Genomic DNA, 15,188 nt, shown 5'->3' with positions numbered 1-15,188 from the left:
TCGAAAGGAAGAGTCGTCATGAAATTCAGCGTTCCGGATATGAGCTGCGGCCATTGCGTTGCGGCCATCGAGACAGCCATCACCTCATTCGAACCTGCAGCAATCGTCATCTGCGATCTGGAAAACAGGACCGTTACTGTTGATGGACCGAAAAACCCAGAAGTCGTGGAAAAGACACTCCGGGAGGTCGGATATGAAACTGCGCAGCTTGCAGTCAGCTGATCCGCTATGACAAACGCGTTGCGTGTGGACTTGGCGAAACATGATGGCTTTGGCTGCCAACGTTTGTCACCTTGCTCCGATCGGCAATGTAAAGGTCCAGGTCTCGCGTTTTGACGCAGCCGGGATCGCTGGAAAAGGGGCCGCCCGGCGGACCGACTTCAGCGCCACCTGGTCAAAGGCTTTGTTTCCTGAGGATCTCACGAGGCGAACACCTGCTACAGCGCCGTTTGCCTGAACAGTGAACCGGACATGCGCATCTGTTTTAAGCCGGCCGATGCTCCGGGGTGCGCGGACCGACCTCAAGACTTTGCGATGCACCTTGGCCGGATAGTTGGTTACATCTGAATTGCCGGCGGTCTTGCCTTTGCCCTTGCGTTCGGAGCCCCCCTTTTGCGCAGTCCGGCTCGATTGACCGCCCGCCCCTGCCCGGCTGGCCTTTTGTGCCTTTTGGACTTTTTTCCGTTTTTTCTTCGAGTTCTTTGCGGTTTTCTGATTCTTGGCCGTCTTGAATTTTTGAACAATCTCCCGTTTAGACGGAGCGGGTTTCAGTTTTGGTGCCGGGACAGAGGTTTGAACTTCCTTCAGGGGTTCAGCTTGGTCCTTAACCTCGGTTTGTTGCGCAGAATCGCTAAGTTTTTTGGGTTGAAGAGCAGCTTCCGTCGACACTTCCTTTGCCGGTTCGGCATGTTTACGCTCCAGCTCCTTCATCTGGCGCGCGGCCACAACTTCTGGGACAGGCAGAACCTCAGCATGAGAAGGTGCCTCAGGCGGGGATGTGACGTCAGCCTTCACCTCTTCTTTTGGCGTGACCAGTAGTTCTCCGCCTGTTTGAGCAAGCGGTGTTGCCTCCATCTGCGGAACCTCAGCGGCGGCAACGGCCTGAACCACCTTTGGCGGCTGAACCGGCAAGACTGATTGCGGTGGGGAAATTTCAGCGGCATCCGTCAGAGGTCGCACGACCGGCTGTTCTGCAACGGGATTTTCTGCTGGCGGGACGGTTTCAGCTTGGGGTACAGCGCCTGCGGAAATCGTGCTGAAAGGGGAACTGCCCAGAACAATACTCTGAACCTCCCCTGCTCCGGCAATCTCAAGGTCCGGTTTTGATTGGATGGTGAGCGCGACAGCGCCGATGTGGATTGCCAAGGACAGGCACAACGCCGCCAAAAACGCCTTGCGCAGCCCGCTCATTCAGCGCTCATCCGGGTAACGATCACAACGTTTGACGCTCCAGCCGAATAAAGCGCGGCCACATGTTCCAGCAGCTTCTTCGCCGGGAGATCTGCATCTGCACCAAGCCGAACCGGCTCACGCTCACCTTCGACGGTCTTGCCGTGCGCCTGAAAATAGGCCGCAGCCGTTGTTGTCTCGTCCCGGTAAATCAAATTGCCGTCTTTCCGCACATAGAGTGCATCGGGAGGTGGCAAGGGCGGCGCATCTTCCGATTTTGAAAGCACAACATCTGGGTCCTGCGGCGGTGCCAGCTGACCCGCCACCAGAAAGAAGATCAGCATCAAAAACACGATATTGATGAGCGAAATCGTGGTTTCCAGCGGCCGTTTTTCTACCTTTTGCGGAAGTTTGATCATTGAGAACTGGCTACAGACACGTTCAGACCGTCAACCGGCCTCAAAACGCCCATCGCCGTGACAAACTGCTGCGTTGTGCTGCCGCTTTTCATAAAAACCAGCAGACTGTCGATATCCCGATCCAAAAGATCTCGGACCTGCTTCAAGAGCTGGTCATGCGACACAGTTTCCCCGTTTAAGCGCATCAAGTCCGGCTCTATGGAGAGGATCGCTTTGGGCACGGCCCCACTGCCTCCCCCTGCAGACGGTGCGCCGATTTCGACCTGGCCAAACTGGCTGAACGTTGAAGACAGCATAAAAAACAGCAACAGCAGAAAAATCACATCGACCAGTGGTGTCAGAGAGATCGGCTTGTGTTTCTTGGGCAGCGGTTCAATGTGCATAGGCAAAGGCCGGTTCGGTTACCGGCCCATCCGGCTGATAGTCCAGAATGCCGCTTTCTGGCAGCAGCAGACGCGATGTCAGGGTTTGAATGGCAATGCGTTCCGCTTCGAGGCGCCCTTCCAGCCAGGTCACGATCAATGAGACCGGCATGGCAACCGCGAGCCCGGCGGCGGTCGTCATAAGGGCGACCCAGATGCCGCCTGCCAGCACCGATGGATCGACATTGCTTCCGGCAGATTGCAGCGCCTGAAAGGCTTCGATCATTCCCAATACCGTCCCGAACAAACCGATCAGCGGTGCGACTTGGGCTATCGCTTCAAGCGCTCGGATGCCTTTGGAAAAATGATGAAGGTCGCTAGCGGCCTGGACCGATACCCGCTCTTCGATTTCGGGCTTTTGGGCCCGTTTTTCCAAGAGTTGGCAGGTGGTCAGGACAGCTTTCCCGGCGGCGCTCTTGGACCGCTGAATATGTGTAATGGCATGTCTTTGCTGATTGGACAGCCAAGCCTGAACTCCTTCCTTTTCCCGCCGGGTGTTGCCGATGCCGCAGAACAGAAATTCAAAGACCTTCACCAGGATCAAGGCCAATGCAATCACGGACAAACCGGCGATAACCGTGACAACGGGTCCGCCCAGCTGAAGAATCGACACAACTTGCTCTAAGATTTTTGTGATCATCACACACTCCAAACCTTGGAATTAAGGCCGCCCGGCATGGGAAAACGAAAAGCCATTTTCCAGTGCCGGACGGCACCTCATTCAACTCACCAGCTGATTTGTTTGTTTAAGGTGAGTTTGAATGTCCGGCCGCGCCCCTTATCGCCGGCCAGATTATTCTGATAGGACTTGTCAAAGATGTTCTCGACGGCTGCCCGCAGCTCCATGCCGGCGAACCGGCCTTCGTCCGGCGTCCAGCTGGCAAACACATCGTGCACGGCGTAACCGGCGAACGGTCCGGTCGTGGCGCCGGAATCGATGCTTGCCGCAAACAGACCGCGCCAGCCGAAATCGATGTCGTAATCGGGAACCCGCCCGCCCAGCGTGACCGCCAGCGTATCAGCCGGAATTGAGGTCAAGGTCTCGCCGGTTGCCTTGTCCTCACCGCGCACAAGGCTTAAGGCGACGGTGCTGTAGACATATTCGGAGTTATAGGCCGCTTCCAGTTCAACACCGTAAATCTCGGCTTCGTCGATGTTGACGTAATAGCGAACTGGCGTGATCTGTCCCTGGTTCGGATTGGTCGAGATCAGATCCTTCAAGTCATTATAGAAAGCGGTTGTTTTTAGCTGAAGCCCGTCGCCGTCCTGAAGTAAATCCCAGGCGGAAACAGAGAACCCGGCTTCCACGGCGTTGGATTTTTCCTTATCCAGGTTAAGGCTTGCGGTCCGGCCTCCTGGATACCCTCTGGCCGGCCCGGACGTTGAGAACATCTCGTCCAGCGTCGCTGCACGCTCTGTATGTGCGACAGACCCAAAGATCGAGAATGTGTCATTGAATTTGTAGAGCGCAGCCAATTTGGGAGAAAACGCGACTTCTGACTGATCGGAGGCTTCAGCGATTGAACTGTCCGGAGAGAGTTCGATCATATCCACCCGAACCCCAGGAATAAGCGTCAGGCGGTCCTGCCAGATGAATTCGTCTTGAACATAAAAACCAACCTTTGTGTCGGTTCCTTCCGGGTGAAAACCAACTCCCCCGCTGGTCGTTTCCGCAATCCGCTCTTGATAAGAGACTTGAGTGCCGACCGTCAGGAAGTTCTCAAAACCCGAGCCGGACTGCTCAAAGGTGTTTTCCACCTTCCCTTGCCAGGTCCGGTAGCCGTATTCGGCATCTTCAAACAGCTGGGATGAAGAGAAAGCACCTAAGGATGCGTTTTCCTGATCAACCGCGGTATCGGAAAACGACAGGTTCACCGCCAAATCCAAGTACGGATTGTCACTGGCCGGATTCTCATAGTTCAGAACCACAGTCTGGTCTGTCACGTCCCGGTCGATTGTGCCAAAGCCTGAGGTGTTGGTTTGGGAATACTCCGTCCCATCTGCATCACTCTGCCAGCGTTGATAGGACAGGCGAACGGCCTGTTCGTTGTTGTCTCCAAAGCGATGAACGACCTTGGCCAGCCCGGAAAAGGATTTGAATGCGGACCCTGGAATTTCGATGCCTTGACCATCTTCATAATCGTTGGATTTGCGGAAGTTTCCGTTCAAAAGAACTTCCGTCTGCTCCGACAGCCGGGCCGCTGCAACCGCAGACGTCATGAAGCCATATTTGTTGGAATCGTACATTCCTTTTAAGCGAACTGCGAAGGTGTCGTCCGGTTTCAAAAAGTCGCTCGGATCTTTCGTGGTGAAATTGATCACACCGCCGATAGCACCTGATCCATAGAGTGTCGAAGACGCAGGCCCACGCAGAACCTCAACCTGTTTGTAAAGCTCGGGATCGGAGAAGAACGAACCGACCCTGTACTGCTCATAGAATTTGGTTGCTCCATCGACTGTGACGATGATTTTTGATTCATCCGATGAACTCAGGGCGCCGATACCGCGAATATTGAAGGATTGACCGATGGCCCGGTCACTGCCAGTCACTGTCACGCCGGGAATGTCGCGAAACAGCTCCCCGATTGTTTGGGCCTGCTCATTGTCGATCGCTTCCTGATCGAGAATTGTGACGGCTTGCGGCGTGTCGATCGCAACCTTTTCCACTCCGCTGCCAAGGACGATCCGCTGCAGCAGGGTCGCAACCTCGTCTTGCGCGTGAGCTGTCCCCGATACTGCAAAAGTCCAAAGAGCAACGCCGCCCAAAAGCTGAGCATGACGGGAATTCTTGTGCCCCATTTATTTCTCCAAGAGTGCGCGTTCAGCGTCCGTTTTGCCGCCTGCCTCGCAGCATTTTTAACTTGAGTCTCAAACTCAGGTATTGCGCCAAATATAAAACATGAATATGAGAGTCAAGCATTGGATTGGTAATGAAACCAAGAGACACACTCTTTAGAAATGTTCCAAATTACCAAGTTAACGCAGGGACTTACAGTCTTGCAGAAGACCGCCCCGTTTCAGTAACGGCGTCTGTGTTGGTAAGTGAGAAGGAGAATTTTTTAATGACCACTGACCAAGTTCAAACCGTTTGCGGGCTGGACGCAGCGCAAATCCGAAAAGCACGCGCAGAAAATCCGAAGATGCGGGAACGTGACTTTGCGCAATCTCTGGGCATCTCGGAAGCGGAGCTTGCCGGAGCTTTTGTTGGCTATGGAACCCGGCGGATAGAGCCACGTTTCGAAAACCTTTTTTCCGGTCTTCAGCAAGTCGGAAAAGTGATGGCGCTCACCCGCAACGAAAGCGCTGTTCACGAGAAGATCGGCCCGTTCGAAAAATTCATCAACGGCGAACGGGCAGCCTTGATGCTCGGAGAACAGATCGACACACGAATGTTCCCCTCCAACTGGGTCCATGGATTTGCCGTTGAAAAACAAGATGGCAAGGATGTTCGCCGGTCATTGCAGTTTTTTGATGCTCATGGCGATGCAGTTCAGAAGATCCATACCCGCCCGGAAACGGATATGAAGGCCTGGGACCGGCTGATCGGCGAATTGGCGTTCTGCGATCAGCAACCCGGCACATTGCCGTATATCACGCCGGCACCAGTTTTCACCCGCAAGACACCGGCTGATGGCGTGGAGGTGCAGCTCCGCAATCGCTGGAAATCCTTGACCGATATCCATCAATTCCATGGCCTCCTAAGAGATTTGGACCTTGACCGGGTCAGCGCGTTTGAACTTGTCGGGGACGATTGGGCCTGGCGGCTCGACAACGGCTCGGTTCCAGCGCTTCTGCGCCTCGCTGCAGCCGAGGATATCCCGATCATGTGTTTTGTCGGCAACAAAGGTTGCATCCAGATTCACACCGGAAAAATCAAAACCGTGATGGCAAAGGGACCTTGGATCAACATCATGGACCCAACGTTCCATCTTCACTTGAGAACCGATCACATCCATGACGTTTGGGCGGTTCGCAAAAGAGCCGATGTCGGTCATGTAACGTCGATTGAAGCTTTCGACAGCGATGGCAAACAGATCATCCAATTCTTTGGCGCGCGCGGAGAAGGCAACGCCGAACGTGATGACTGGCGCACTCTGGCCGAAAACCTTCCCAAACTGGATCGTGCCATCAGCCTCGGAGCAGCAGAATGAAGACCATCCTGCGTTTGCCTTATCTGGATGTGACAGCCGGATTGCTGCTCGCACTCCTTGCGCTGCTCCTGACCATAAATCCGCTTTCGGCACAACAGATCGCCAAGCGGATCGTTGCCGTCGGCGGATCCGTAACCGAAGTGGTTTATGCGTTGGAAGAACAAGACCGGCTGATTGCCCGGGATTCGACCAGCGTGCATCCACGTGAAGTCCACGACCTGCCCGACATCGGCTATATCCGCGCGCTTTCACCGGAAGGTGTCCTCTCGGTAGATCCGGACCTTCTGCTAATGCTGGATGGCAGCGGTCCACTGGAAGCCGTTGATGTTCTTAAAAAATCCGGCGTTGGTATCGCGCATATTCCCAATCACTTTACAGCCGAAGGCATTACGGAAAAAGTCCGGGTCATCGGAAAGGCGCTTGGGGTTCCGGAAAAAGCGGAAATGCTGGCTCAGGCGCTGGAAGCTGATCTTGCAGCCGCGCAGAAAGAAGCTGAGGACAGGGACACGGATTTACGGGTTCTGTTTGTGCTATCGACGCGGGGCGGACGCATTATGGCTGCGGGCCGGGACACGGCCGCCCACGGCATCTTGGAATTGGCTGGAGCCACGAACGCGGTTCAAGATTTTCCCGGATACAAACAACTCAGTGATGAAGCCATCTTGAGCGCAATGCCCGATGTTGTGCTGATGATGGACCGCCACGGCCGTTTTGGCGCTTCCGCAGATGAACTTTTCAGCCACCCTGCCCTTGCCCAAACGCCGGCCGGCAAAGCGCGCCGTCTTATCAAAATGCCGCCAGATTACCTCTTGGGTTTTGGTCCGCGCACGGCCGATGCCATCCGGGATCTGGCACAGGAGCTGAGCGGGATGCAAAGCTGACATGGCTGTGAGTGACGTTTTTTCAACGCGGCCGAGCCGCGGGTTTTCCGATATCCTCGGCCGGACCAACGTGAAAAACGGTGACCGGGCCGGTCTGGCGCGCTGGATGATCGGGCTTTTGGGCATGGCACTGGCGGCGACAATGCTCGCCAGTGTTGCGATTGGGCCAATTCCAATCCCGGTTCTATCGATCCTGCCGCACATTCCAGGTCAGATTTTTGATCCGGGCAGCCCGCTGCCGGAGAGTATTTCCTTGCGCAATTGGATCGTTGTCATGGAAATTCGGCTTCCTCGCATCCTACTTGGCGCCTTGATCGGAGCGGCGCTGGCTGTCTCAGGTGCGGTGATGCAGGGTCTCTTCCAAAACCCGCTTGCCGATCCCGGCATCGTCGGTGTATCGGCTGGAGCCGGGCTCGGTGCTGCATTTTTCATCGTTTTGGGCAGCACTACTCTGGCTCCTATCATGGCCATCCTGGGGATTTATGCGGCCCCCTTTGCGGCCTTCACGGGCGGCTTGATCACCACCCTTTTGCTTTACCGGATCGGGACACACGGTGGGTTTACCTCCGTTGCCACCCTGCTCTTGGCCGGTATTGCGCTCGGCGCCCTGGCCGGCGCAATTACCGGCATTCTTGTCTACATCTCCAATGACCAGCAAATGCGGGATTTGCAGTTCTGGGGCCTAGGGTCTCTTGCCGGCGCGAACTGGGAAAAGATGGCATCGGTCGCGCCGGTTATCCTTCTCATGCTGTTTGCAACACCCTTTCTGGCACGTGGACTGAACGGTTTGACGCTTGGCGAAGCTGCAGCAGCGCATATCGGCATTCGTGTCCAGCGGCTTAAAAACATCAGCATTCTGCTGGTCGCAGCTGCCACTGGCGCGTCTGTTGCGGTCAGTGGCGGTATCGGCTTTGTCGGTATCGTCGTGCCGCACCTTCTACGCCTGACCATTGGGCCAGATCACCGCTACCTGCTGCCCGCCTCCGCCCTTTTGGGTGCTTGTCTATTGATTGCAGCTGATACGCTTGCGCGCACCATTGTTGCGCCTGCGGAATTGCCGATTGGCATCATCACCGCCTTCGTTGGTGCACCGTTCTTCCTGTGGATCCTCCTGAGAAACCGGGGGCAAATGGGGCTATGACTTCAGCAGCATCACACATTGCCAGCGGAAACATCGATCACCGGCCCCGTGGGATATTGGACGTATCGAAAGTCGGCGTCACACTTGGCCGGACGCAGATCGTCAAGGACATGTCGTTCTCAGCGCAGGCTGGCGAACTCCTTGCGATTATCGGCCCAAGCGGCTCGGGCAAAACAACGCTCTTGAAGGCGATAACCGGCGAGCGCGGATACACTGGCAGACTGGCCCTGGACGGCACCGAAATCTCTTCGACCACGCCGGAAGCACAAGCACTCGTGCGCGGAGTATTGCCTCAGGCCAGCCAACTTTCCTTTCCACTAACCGTGTCAGAAGTCATTGGGCTTGGCATCCTTGAAAGAAACGCCGGACGGGCTGCTCGATTGCTACGGATCAAAGAGGCATTGGCCAAAGTTGGTTTACCCGGATTTGACGGCCGGACCTATCAGGACCTTTCCGGCGGCGAACAGCAGCGCGTTCAACTGGCCCGGGTTCTGTGCCAAGTCTGGGACCCCGTTGCGCCAGATGGCACCCCGCGCTGGCTGTTTTTGGATGAGCCTGTGTCCAGCCTGGACATCAAACACCAGTATCAGATCATGCAGCTTGCCCGGGATTACGCCAAGAGCGGCGGCGGCGTTGTTGCAGTCATGCATGACCTTAATCTGACGAGCGCTTTTGCCGACAAAGTTCTCATCATGAAGTCGGGAACCAAAATCCGGCACGGCGTCTTAAAGGAGGTCTTTTCAAGCGACATCCTGAGCCCCGCCTTTGAGATGCCCCTGGAATTCAGCAGCACGGGCCAAGGCCTGATCCGGGTCACGCCAACCTTCTCCCGGTAAACCCAAGTTTTGGGCAACGCGGTTTCGGAAAAACGGATGAGCAAGAGATCGCGTCAGAGACATATTTAGCGAGCCGGATCAGCAACCGGCAAACCTGTTCCACATTAATGTGCCGCCCAGATGGAAGTTCCCAATTCGGATTTTTCAAATTCGATTTTGCAAACTGGGATAGTTTTATTTTATCGGCACCCCAGCTCTGCGTGTTGTTTTTTAAGCAGAAAATAAAACGAACACTGGCCACCAGAACTGGCCTTCAACCTGCACCTCTCCTTCTGATCTGCGACTAAACGCACCAAAAGAAGGAGTGGTACAGATGGCAAGCTTGCCTGCAACACGCCCCATGATCGGCACAAACGAAGACGACGTTCTCACCGGCACACGGCACTCTGACGTGATGTCCGGCCGGTTCGGTGACGACATCATGACAGGCCAGAACGGCAATGATGAAGTCTGGGGCGGCACTGGAGATGACACGCTCTACGGCAACAACGGAAACGACATCCTTTACGGGTCGGGCGGACCGGATCTCATAGATGTCACCGGCATTGAGATTGTTGATGACCATCCCGTTTCAGTGGTTTTTGAAGGGGAAACGGCCGGTTACCGCAACACATTCGGCGACTACAAGGTCCAGGACGATGGATTGATCACCGATGTCGAGATCCTTTGGCCCAATGCCTCCCTGCAAGGCAGCGGCGGAGATTTGGTTCAAGGCGAGAGCCGGGAGTTTTTGGATGTGGAGGCCGGCGACCGGATCGGCTTTTTCATCATCTCCAACGGCTACAACTTAAACAACGGCTACCAGGGTCTGGACCTCGATGTCACTCAAGACACAGAAAATGCTCCAGAACTGGTGTTCCGCGACAATGACGGCAATCAGGCAACGATCCATAGCGACGGCCCAAAGCTCTATCATATTGCGGCCGATGGCTCGGAAACCTGGATCCGCACGCATGCCTACCACACGGCAGCCTTTGATGAGACCGCCGACCTCAACCCGGATGGGATCCTGCACACTACGGGCGTTCTGAAAGCCGACGCCGGTACCATTACCCTTGGTTTTGAGGACCTTTACAATGGCGGCGACCGGGATTTCGACGACAGTGTATTTACAGTCGATATCGGTTTGGCGAACTCCCTCGTTCTCAACGCACACTATCAGCAGGAAACGGACAGCACCGATCCAGAACCTGAGCCGGGAAACGGCAACACTGTCGACGAAATCGAACGCTCGGACAATGATGTTTTGATCGGAGGTGACGGTGCTGATGAACTGCACGGACGTTCCGGTGACGACGATCTATCCGGCAACAACGGCCACGATGACCTTCATGGCGGATCGGGCAATGATGAACTCAACGGCAACGCAGGCCAGGACAATCTTTATGGCAACTCCGGCAATGATCACCTCTATGGCGGCAACCACGATGACAATCTGAACGGCAACAACGGCGACGACGCTCTATACGGCGAAGCTGGCAATGACACCCTGATAGGAGGTACCGGCAACGACTATCTTGAAGGCGGGAATGGTGATGACACCCTGATCGGCGGATCCGGCGACGATGTTCAGCTCGGCGGATATGGCAACGATACACTGCGTGGCGGAGCGGGGAATGATCAGCTCGACGGCGGAAACGACAACGACGAACTCGTGGGCGGCGCCGGCAACGACATTCTAACTGGAGGGAATGGAGAAGATGACCTGACAGGCGGAGCCGGCAACGACCAGCTTGATGGTGGCGATGGGGATGACAGCCTCATTGGTGGATCTGGCGACGATGTTCTGACCGGCGGGTATGGTGAAGACACCATCCGAGGCGGGGCTGGCAATGACGAGCTTCGTGGCGGCAACAACAACGACAGCCTCTACGGCGGCCATGACGATGATGTCTTCTACGGCGATGCCGGCGATGACATGATACACGGCGGGCGCGGCAACGACACAGTCGACTATTCCGCTTTTGACGTTGACCTGTCCGTGTCGCTTCACAACGCCCGGGCCCACGGGCTCGAGATCGGTACCGACACCATCAGGTTCATCGACAACATCGTCTCCGGAGGCGGTGATGATACGTTGAAAGGGTCGAGAAGCGTCAACGTGATCGAGGCCGGCGCCGGCGACGATACAATCCGGTCGTTGCAAGGTGCGGACACCCTGACCGGCGGAGCCGGGAGCGACACCTTCGTGTTCCGAACCTACGATCTGGATGAAGCCGATATCATTACCGACTTTGAAATCGGCACCGATCTGCTGGACTTCAGCCACTTGGCTGGCAGCACAGACGATCAGACGTTTTTGTCCCGCCTTCAGTCCTCATCTGAGAGCGGGAACCTGACACTGTCTGCGGATTTGTCGGGAGGCGGTGCCTATACGGATGTCTGTATTCTCAACAATGCGAACAACGAAACAGTGACCACCTTGTTCGAAAATGACTGCTTCATTTTTTAATCAAGAAATAGCCCGGCCGTGACCTTCAAAGTCGCGACCGGGTTATCAGATAGGACGCTTACATTTTTGCAAAATGGGAAACTTGAACCTCCTGCCTGCCGGCGGCTAGGTTTCCAATTTTGCAAACCCCATCTTTTCCCGCAAACGTCTGTTTGAATATTATCCATTATTTCAACCACTTGGACTGATATCAAAAACTAGCGATTTTGGGTTTCCTAAGCAAAAACAACTGGCATTGTCCTTGCGTCTCTCCGGATACCGGCGACATCAAGGGAAGCACCAGTGAACATTATTCACGAAAGGCCCAGCCAAAGGCTGCACTACAGGGTAACAGCACCGATGCGTGTCACCCTTGATGCGCAGACCGTCGATGCTGTGGATTGGGGGCTCGGTGGCTGCCGGATCTCCGGCCTTTCAGAACCGCTTCCGGAAATCGGTTCGCGCCACACGCTGTTCTGCACACTCCCCTTCCAAGGCTTCAATATCACCTTGAAAGCGGAAGCAGAGGTCGTCCGCACGCAGCAAGAGACCCGCGAAACAGCTTTTAAGTTTGTCGAACTTGGCGAGCGCGAAACCGCCTTGATGCAACACTTCATCGAAGATCTTGTTCGCGGCAAGATGACTGAAGTGACGGATACCATCGTTCGGATCGACACTCCGGTCACACCGGTTCCAACCAAACCGGACCCCAATCCAGCACAAAGCATCCCGGTGCGCAGATGGCCGGTCAGACAGATTATCATGACACTGTTTTACTTGATCCTTGGGCTCGCTGTTTTCGGTTATGTCGGCGTCTACATCTTCGCGACCCTTTTCCGTCTCGAGGTTTCCACGGCAGTCGTTAGTGCGGACCGCTACGAGGTGACGGCACCGGTAAGCGGTCGCCTGACGTCTTTGAACGTCCGCGCCGGTAACATTGCCGCCGCACACCTTCCCCTCGCCTTTATCGAAAATGTCCAGCTGGTTTCAGACATCCGCAAAGCTGAAACAGCCTTGATGCAGGCTCAAGTCGAGCTTGCTGAACACGAGCTCTACCTTAAGGCCGAGGCGGACCGGGAAACCGGTTACACTTTGGTCGCCAAAAACAATCTGCGTCAGGCTCGCGCCGAAACGGTGTCCCTCATCCTAGCAGTTGAAACTGCAGGCGACCGGCTGGAACGTTACAAAAACTTGTTTGACCAAGGGTATCTGAAACGCGATGTCCTGGCGACAGCCCAGCTGGAGCTGGCTGCTGCGGAAAGTGGACTTGAGAAACATCTCATTCATGTCGCTGAACTGGAGCAGCTTGGCGCGACCGCACAAGACACTGGCGTTTTGAATGGTGACAAGTTCAATGGCCTGAAACCGGAACGCGTTGCCGAAGTTGCTCGGTGGCAGAAGGAAGTCGACTTCCGGATTGCGGATCTGAATCACCTGAAGAACCAGCCGATCACCATTCCGATTTCAGCCGGTTCGACCGCAACGGTTGTCGATGTCATTGCCGCCGAAGGCCAGACATTGAAGGCGGGTGCTCCCATCGCTGTCCTCGAAGAGGATGTTCACAGGACGATCACTGCGTTCCTCACCCAAGAAGAAGTACCTCAAATCCGCAAAGGTAGCCCAGCGCGGATCTATGTTTCCGCGGAAGACAGATGGATTGAGGCGACCGTCAGCCAGATCAACCGGACAGATGGTTTTGTCGATGAAATCACTCAAATGCACCGGTTCAGAGCCCCTGATTCACGGTCTGCGAAAGTCCAACTCAATACAAGTGAAGGCGAGCTGCCGGCCTCCGGAACACCAGTGATCGTCTATTTCGAACGTCATCGGTCCAACAAGGTGCTGCGATTGGTGTCCCGCTACTTTGGACGCACGGAATGACTCAGCGCCAGCATCAGAGTTTTATTGTCGACGAAATCACCGACCAGCCGAAGGGATTGAACAAGTGGACACCGTTCGCCCTGCTTCAGATCACCTTGTATTTCGGTCTGTGTTTTGTCGGCCTGACGACCTTTGAAAACGTGTTTTTCAGTCCGACAACCAAGGAAATTACCCTTGTGATCGGCCTTCTTGGGATTTGGCGCTACGGCTGGTGGTTTACCCATGCTGTCCGGGCCTGGATCTATGGCCGTTTTGTCTATCCGTCCATGCGCGATGCCGGCAAAAAGGTCTGGGCGGACGGCTGGCGGCCACGGCATCTGCATTTCATGATGACCACCTACAAAGAACACCGGGACATCACGGAAAAAGTCATCCGCTCGATTTGCCGGGAAATCCGTGATGCAGGCGTTCCAGGAACCATCTGGCTCGGCTCTGGCGACAGATATGATGAAGATTTGATTGAAAATCTCCTGATCCGGGAATGGCCTGACCTGGCCGTAACACTGCATGTTGTTCGTCAAAACCAGCCCGGCAAACGGCTCGCAATTGGCCTTGTCCTCAGGGCAATGAGCCGCGGCGACGTTGAAGACGACGATCTGATTATCTTCATGGACGGAGATTTCATTCTTGCCAAGAATGCTGTCGGTGCGTGCTTGCCGCTGTTCAAGCTCTATCCGGACCTACAAGCTTGTACGACAGATGAAGAAGTGTTGTGTATCGGCCCGCGTTGGATAGCCAACTGGCTGACGATGCGGTTCGCCCAGCGCCGCCTTGCGATGCAATCGCACTCATTGTCCGGTCGCGTTCTTACGTTGACGGGCCGGATGTCGGTCTTTCGCGCCAATCACCTCACCAAACTGAAATTCATCCGCCTGCTGGAAGCCGATCACTTGGAACATTGGCTTTGGGGCAAATTCAGATTCCTGTCCGGCGATGACAAAAGCACCTGGTACTACATGTTGCAGTCCGGTTGCCGCATGCTCTACGTGCCCGATGCCATGGGCTACACGGTCGAGGTGATCGAAGGCTCCGGCATGGATCGGATGGTGCAGAATTTCCGCCGCTGGTCCGGCAACATGCTGCGTAACGGAAGCCGCGCTTTGGCGCTCGGGCCCGGCCGGATGCCGTTTTTTATCTGGTGGTGCCTGTTGGACCAGCGGGTCTCCATGTGGACGATGCTCGTCAGTCCAGTTCTGGCGGTCTGCACAACCGTACTTTTCGATCCCTTCTATATCTTTGGTTATGTTGTCTTCATCTGCATCACTCGCATGTTGCTATCGCTGTTTTTGTATCGATATGCCCGCAAGGTGGATCTCAGCTATCCGTTCATTCTCTATTTTAACCAACTGATCAATGCATCGGTGAAGGTCTACTGCATCTTCCGTCTCTCCAAACAACGCTGGTCGAACCGGGGAGATCAACGCGCAGGCGAAGGCGATGGATTGATCGCAACATTGCAGAACTTGATGGCCGGATATTTGACTCTGCTTTACGTCACCATACTTTTTGTCGGCGTCTGCCTAATGGCCGGGCTCATCGAACCGCCAAGCAGCCGGATGATTTTCCATGTGCTTGGCGTATCGGCATAGACCCATGCACATCTCAGTTTTCCCGTTTTGCAAAGGCAACTTTCCAAC

The 15,188-nt window shown here is 55.2% G+C and carries 13 protein-coding genes; 8 read left to right on the top strand and 5 right to left on the bottom strand.

Annotated elements, in window-relative coordinates:
- Nucleotides 1-18 precede the first annotated feature (18 nt).
- Nucleotides 19-222, top strand: a complete 204-nt coding sequence (locus ACOOFE_RS11160; protein WP_420414977.1) for a heavy-metal-associated domain-containing protein — start codon at nucleotides 19-21, stop codon at nucleotides 220-222.
- Nucleotides 223-288: 66 nt separating this feature from the next.
- On the opposite strand, the gene ACOOFE_RS11155 is transcribed toward ACOOFE_RS11160, so the two are convergent.
- The 5 genes from ACOOFE_RS11155 to ACOOFE_RS11135 all read right to left on the bottom strand — a co-directional run bounded on the left by ACOOFE_RS11155 (nucleotide 289) and on the right by ACOOFE_RS11135 (nucleotide 5,029).
- Nucleotides 289-1,410 carry a TonB family protein gene (locus ACOOFE_RS11155; protein WP_420414976.1) on the bottom strand — a complete coding sequence of 374 codons (1,122 nt, stop codon included), beginning with the start codon at nucleotides 1,408-1,410 and terminating at the stop codon, nucleotides 289-291.
- Complete coding sequence (locus ACOOFE_RS11150; protein WP_420414975.1) at nucleotides 1,407-1,808, bottom strand: ExbD/TolR family protein; 402 nt, start codon at nucleotides 1,806-1,808, stop codon at nucleotides 1,407-1,409. Before ACOOFE_RS11150 ends, ACOOFE_RS11155 begins: the two co-directional genes overlap by 4 nt.
- Nucleotides 1,805-2,191, bottom strand: a complete 387-nt coding sequence (locus tag ACOOFE_RS11145; protein ID WP_420414974.1) for a biopolymer transporter ExbD — start codon at nucleotides 2,189-2,191, stop codon at nucleotides 1,805-1,807. Before ACOOFE_RS11145 ends, ACOOFE_RS11150 begins: the two co-directional genes overlap by 4 nt.
- On the bottom strand, nucleotides 2,181-2,870 hold the full coding sequence (locus ACOOFE_RS11140) for a MotA/TolQ/ExbB proton channel family protein (RefSeq protein WP_420414973.1): 690 nt from the start codon (nucleotides 2,868-2,870) through the stop codon (nucleotides 2,181-2,183). Before ACOOFE_RS11140 ends, ACOOFE_RS11145 begins: the two co-directional genes overlap by 11 nt.
- A gap of 86 nt (nucleotides 2,871-2,956) precedes the next feature.
- Complete coding sequence (locus tag ACOOFE_RS11135; RefSeq protein ID WP_420414972.1) at nucleotides 2,957-5,029, bottom strand: TonB-dependent receptor domain-containing protein; 2,073 nt, start codon at nucleotides 5,027-5,029, stop codon at nucleotides 2,957-2,959.
- 263 nt (nucleotides 5,030-5,292) lie between these two features.
- On the opposite strand from ACOOFE_RS11135, the gene ACOOFE_RS11130 reads away from it, so the two are divergent.
- The 7 genes from ACOOFE_RS11130 to ACOOFE_RS11100 all read left to right on the top strand — a co-directional run bounded on the left by ACOOFE_RS11130 (nucleotide 5,293) and on the right by ACOOFE_RS11100 (nucleotide 15,140).
- Complete coding sequence (locus ACOOFE_RS11130; protein ID WP_420414971.1) at nucleotides 5,293-6,381, top strand: hemin-degrading factor; 1,089 nt, start codon at nucleotides 5,293-5,295, stop codon at nucleotides 6,379-6,381.
- Nucleotides 6,378-7,262 (top strand): heme/hemin ABC transporter substrate-binding protein, encoded by an 885-nt coding sequence (locus ACOOFE_RS11125; protein ID WP_420414970.1) that lies wholly within the window; start codon nucleotides 6,378-6,380, stop codon nucleotides 7,260-7,262. The genes ACOOFE_RS11130 and ACOOFE_RS11125 overlap by 4 nt, the downstream gene beginning before the upstream one ends.
- 1 nt (nucleotide 7,263) lies before the next feature.
- Complete coding sequence (locus ACOOFE_RS11120; protein WP_420414969.1) at nucleotides 7,264-8,403, top strand: FecCD family ABC transporter permease; 1,140 nt, start codon at nucleotides 7,264-7,266, stop codon at nucleotides 8,401-8,403.
- On the top strand, nucleotides 8,400-9,239 hold the full coding sequence (locus ACOOFE_RS11115; protein ID WP_420414968.1) for a heme ABC transporter ATP-binding protein: 840 nt from the start codon (nucleotides 8,400-8,402) through the stop codon (nucleotides 9,237-9,239). Before ACOOFE_RS11120 ends, ACOOFE_RS11115 begins: the two co-directional genes overlap by 4 nt.
- 313 nt (nucleotides 9,240-9,552) lie before the next feature.
- A complete protein-coding gene (locus tag ACOOFE_RS11110) occupies nucleotides 9,553-11,691 on the top strand; it encodes a DUF4114 domain-containing protein (protein ID WP_420414967.1) in 2,139 nt (712 codons plus the stop codon).
- A gap of 282 nt (nucleotides 11,692-11,973) precedes the next feature.
- The gene (locus tag ACOOFE_RS11105) at nucleotides 11,974-13,551 is read left to right on the top strand and encodes an HlyD family efflux transporter periplasmic adaptor subunit (RefSeq protein ID WP_420414966.1); all 1,578 of its coding nucleotides are present in this window, start codon (nucleotides 11,974-11,976) and stop codon (nucleotides 13,549-13,551) included.
- Nucleotides 13,548-15,140, top strand: coding sequence for a glycosyltransferase (locus ACOOFE_RS11100; RefSeq protein WP_420414965.1), 1,593 nt, complete (start codon nucleotides 13,548-13,550; stop codon nucleotides 15,138-15,140). Before ACOOFE_RS11105 ends, ACOOFE_RS11100 begins: the two co-directional genes overlap by 4 nt.
- Nucleotides 15,141-15,188: the final 48 nt, after the last annotated feature.

The sequence above is a fragment of the Roseibium sp. genome, assembly GCF_965216085.1.
Lineage (GTDB): Bacteria > Pseudomonadota > Alphaproteobacteria > Rhizobiales > Stappiaceae > Roseibium.
Note: the sequence above shows the minus strand (reverse complement) of the source record. Positions and strands in the feature narration are given on the sequence as shown.

What these genes read in the sequence shown, in the direction of transcription:
- ACOOFE_RS11145 (WP_420414974.1), bottom strand. Translation starts at nt 2,191, where the DNA reads ATGCACATTGAACCGCTGCCCAAGAAACACAAGCCGATCTCTCTGACA.
- ACOOFE_RS11100 (WP_420414965.1), top strand. Translation starts at nt 13,548, where the DNA reads ATGACTCAGCGCCAGCATCAGAGTTTTATTGTCGACGAAATCACCGAC.
- ACOOFE_RS11160 (WP_420414977.1), top strand. Translation starts at nt 19, where the DNA reads ATGAAATTCAGCGTTCCGGATATGAGCTGCGGCCATTGCGTTGCGGCC.
- ACOOFE_RS11150 (WP_420414975.1), bottom strand. Translation starts at nt 1,808, where the DNA reads ATGATCAAACTTCCGCAAAAGGTAGAAAAACGGCCGCTGGAAACCACG.
- ACOOFE_RS11120 (WP_420414969.1), top strand. Translation starts at nt 7,264, where the DNA reads ATGGCTGTGAGTGACGTTTTTTCAACGCGGCCGAGCCGCGGGTTTTCC.
- ACOOFE_RS11140 (WP_420414973.1), bottom strand. Translation starts at nt 2,870, where the DNA reads ATGATCACAAAAATCTTAGAGCAAGTTGTGTCGATTCTTCAGCTGGGC.
- ACOOFE_RS11115 (WP_420414968.1), top strand. Translation starts at nt 8,400, where the DNA reads ATGACTTCAGCAGCATCACACATTGCCAGCGGAAACATCGATCACCGG.
- ACOOFE_RS11135 (WP_420414972.1), bottom strand. Translation starts at nt 5,029, where the DNA reads ATGGGGCACAAGAATTCCCGTCATGCTCAGCTTTTGGGCGGCGTTGCT.
- ACOOFE_RS11155 (WP_420414976.1), bottom strand. Translation starts at nt 1,410, where the DNA reads ATGAGCGGGCTGCGCAAGGCGTTTTTGGCGGCGTTGTGCCTGTCCTTG.
- ACOOFE_RS11125 (WP_420414970.1), top strand. Translation starts at nt 6,378, where the DNA reads ATGAAGACCATCCTGCGTTTGCCTTATCTGGATGTGACAGCCGGATTG.
- ACOOFE_RS11110 (WP_420414967.1), top strand. Translation starts at nt 9,553, where the DNA reads ATGGCAAGCTTGCCTGCAACACGCCCCATGATCGGCACAAACGAAGAC.
- ACOOFE_RS11130 (WP_420414971.1), top strand. Translation starts at nt 5,293, where the DNA reads ATGACCACTGACCAAGTTCAAACCGTTTGCGGGCTGGACGCAGCGCAA.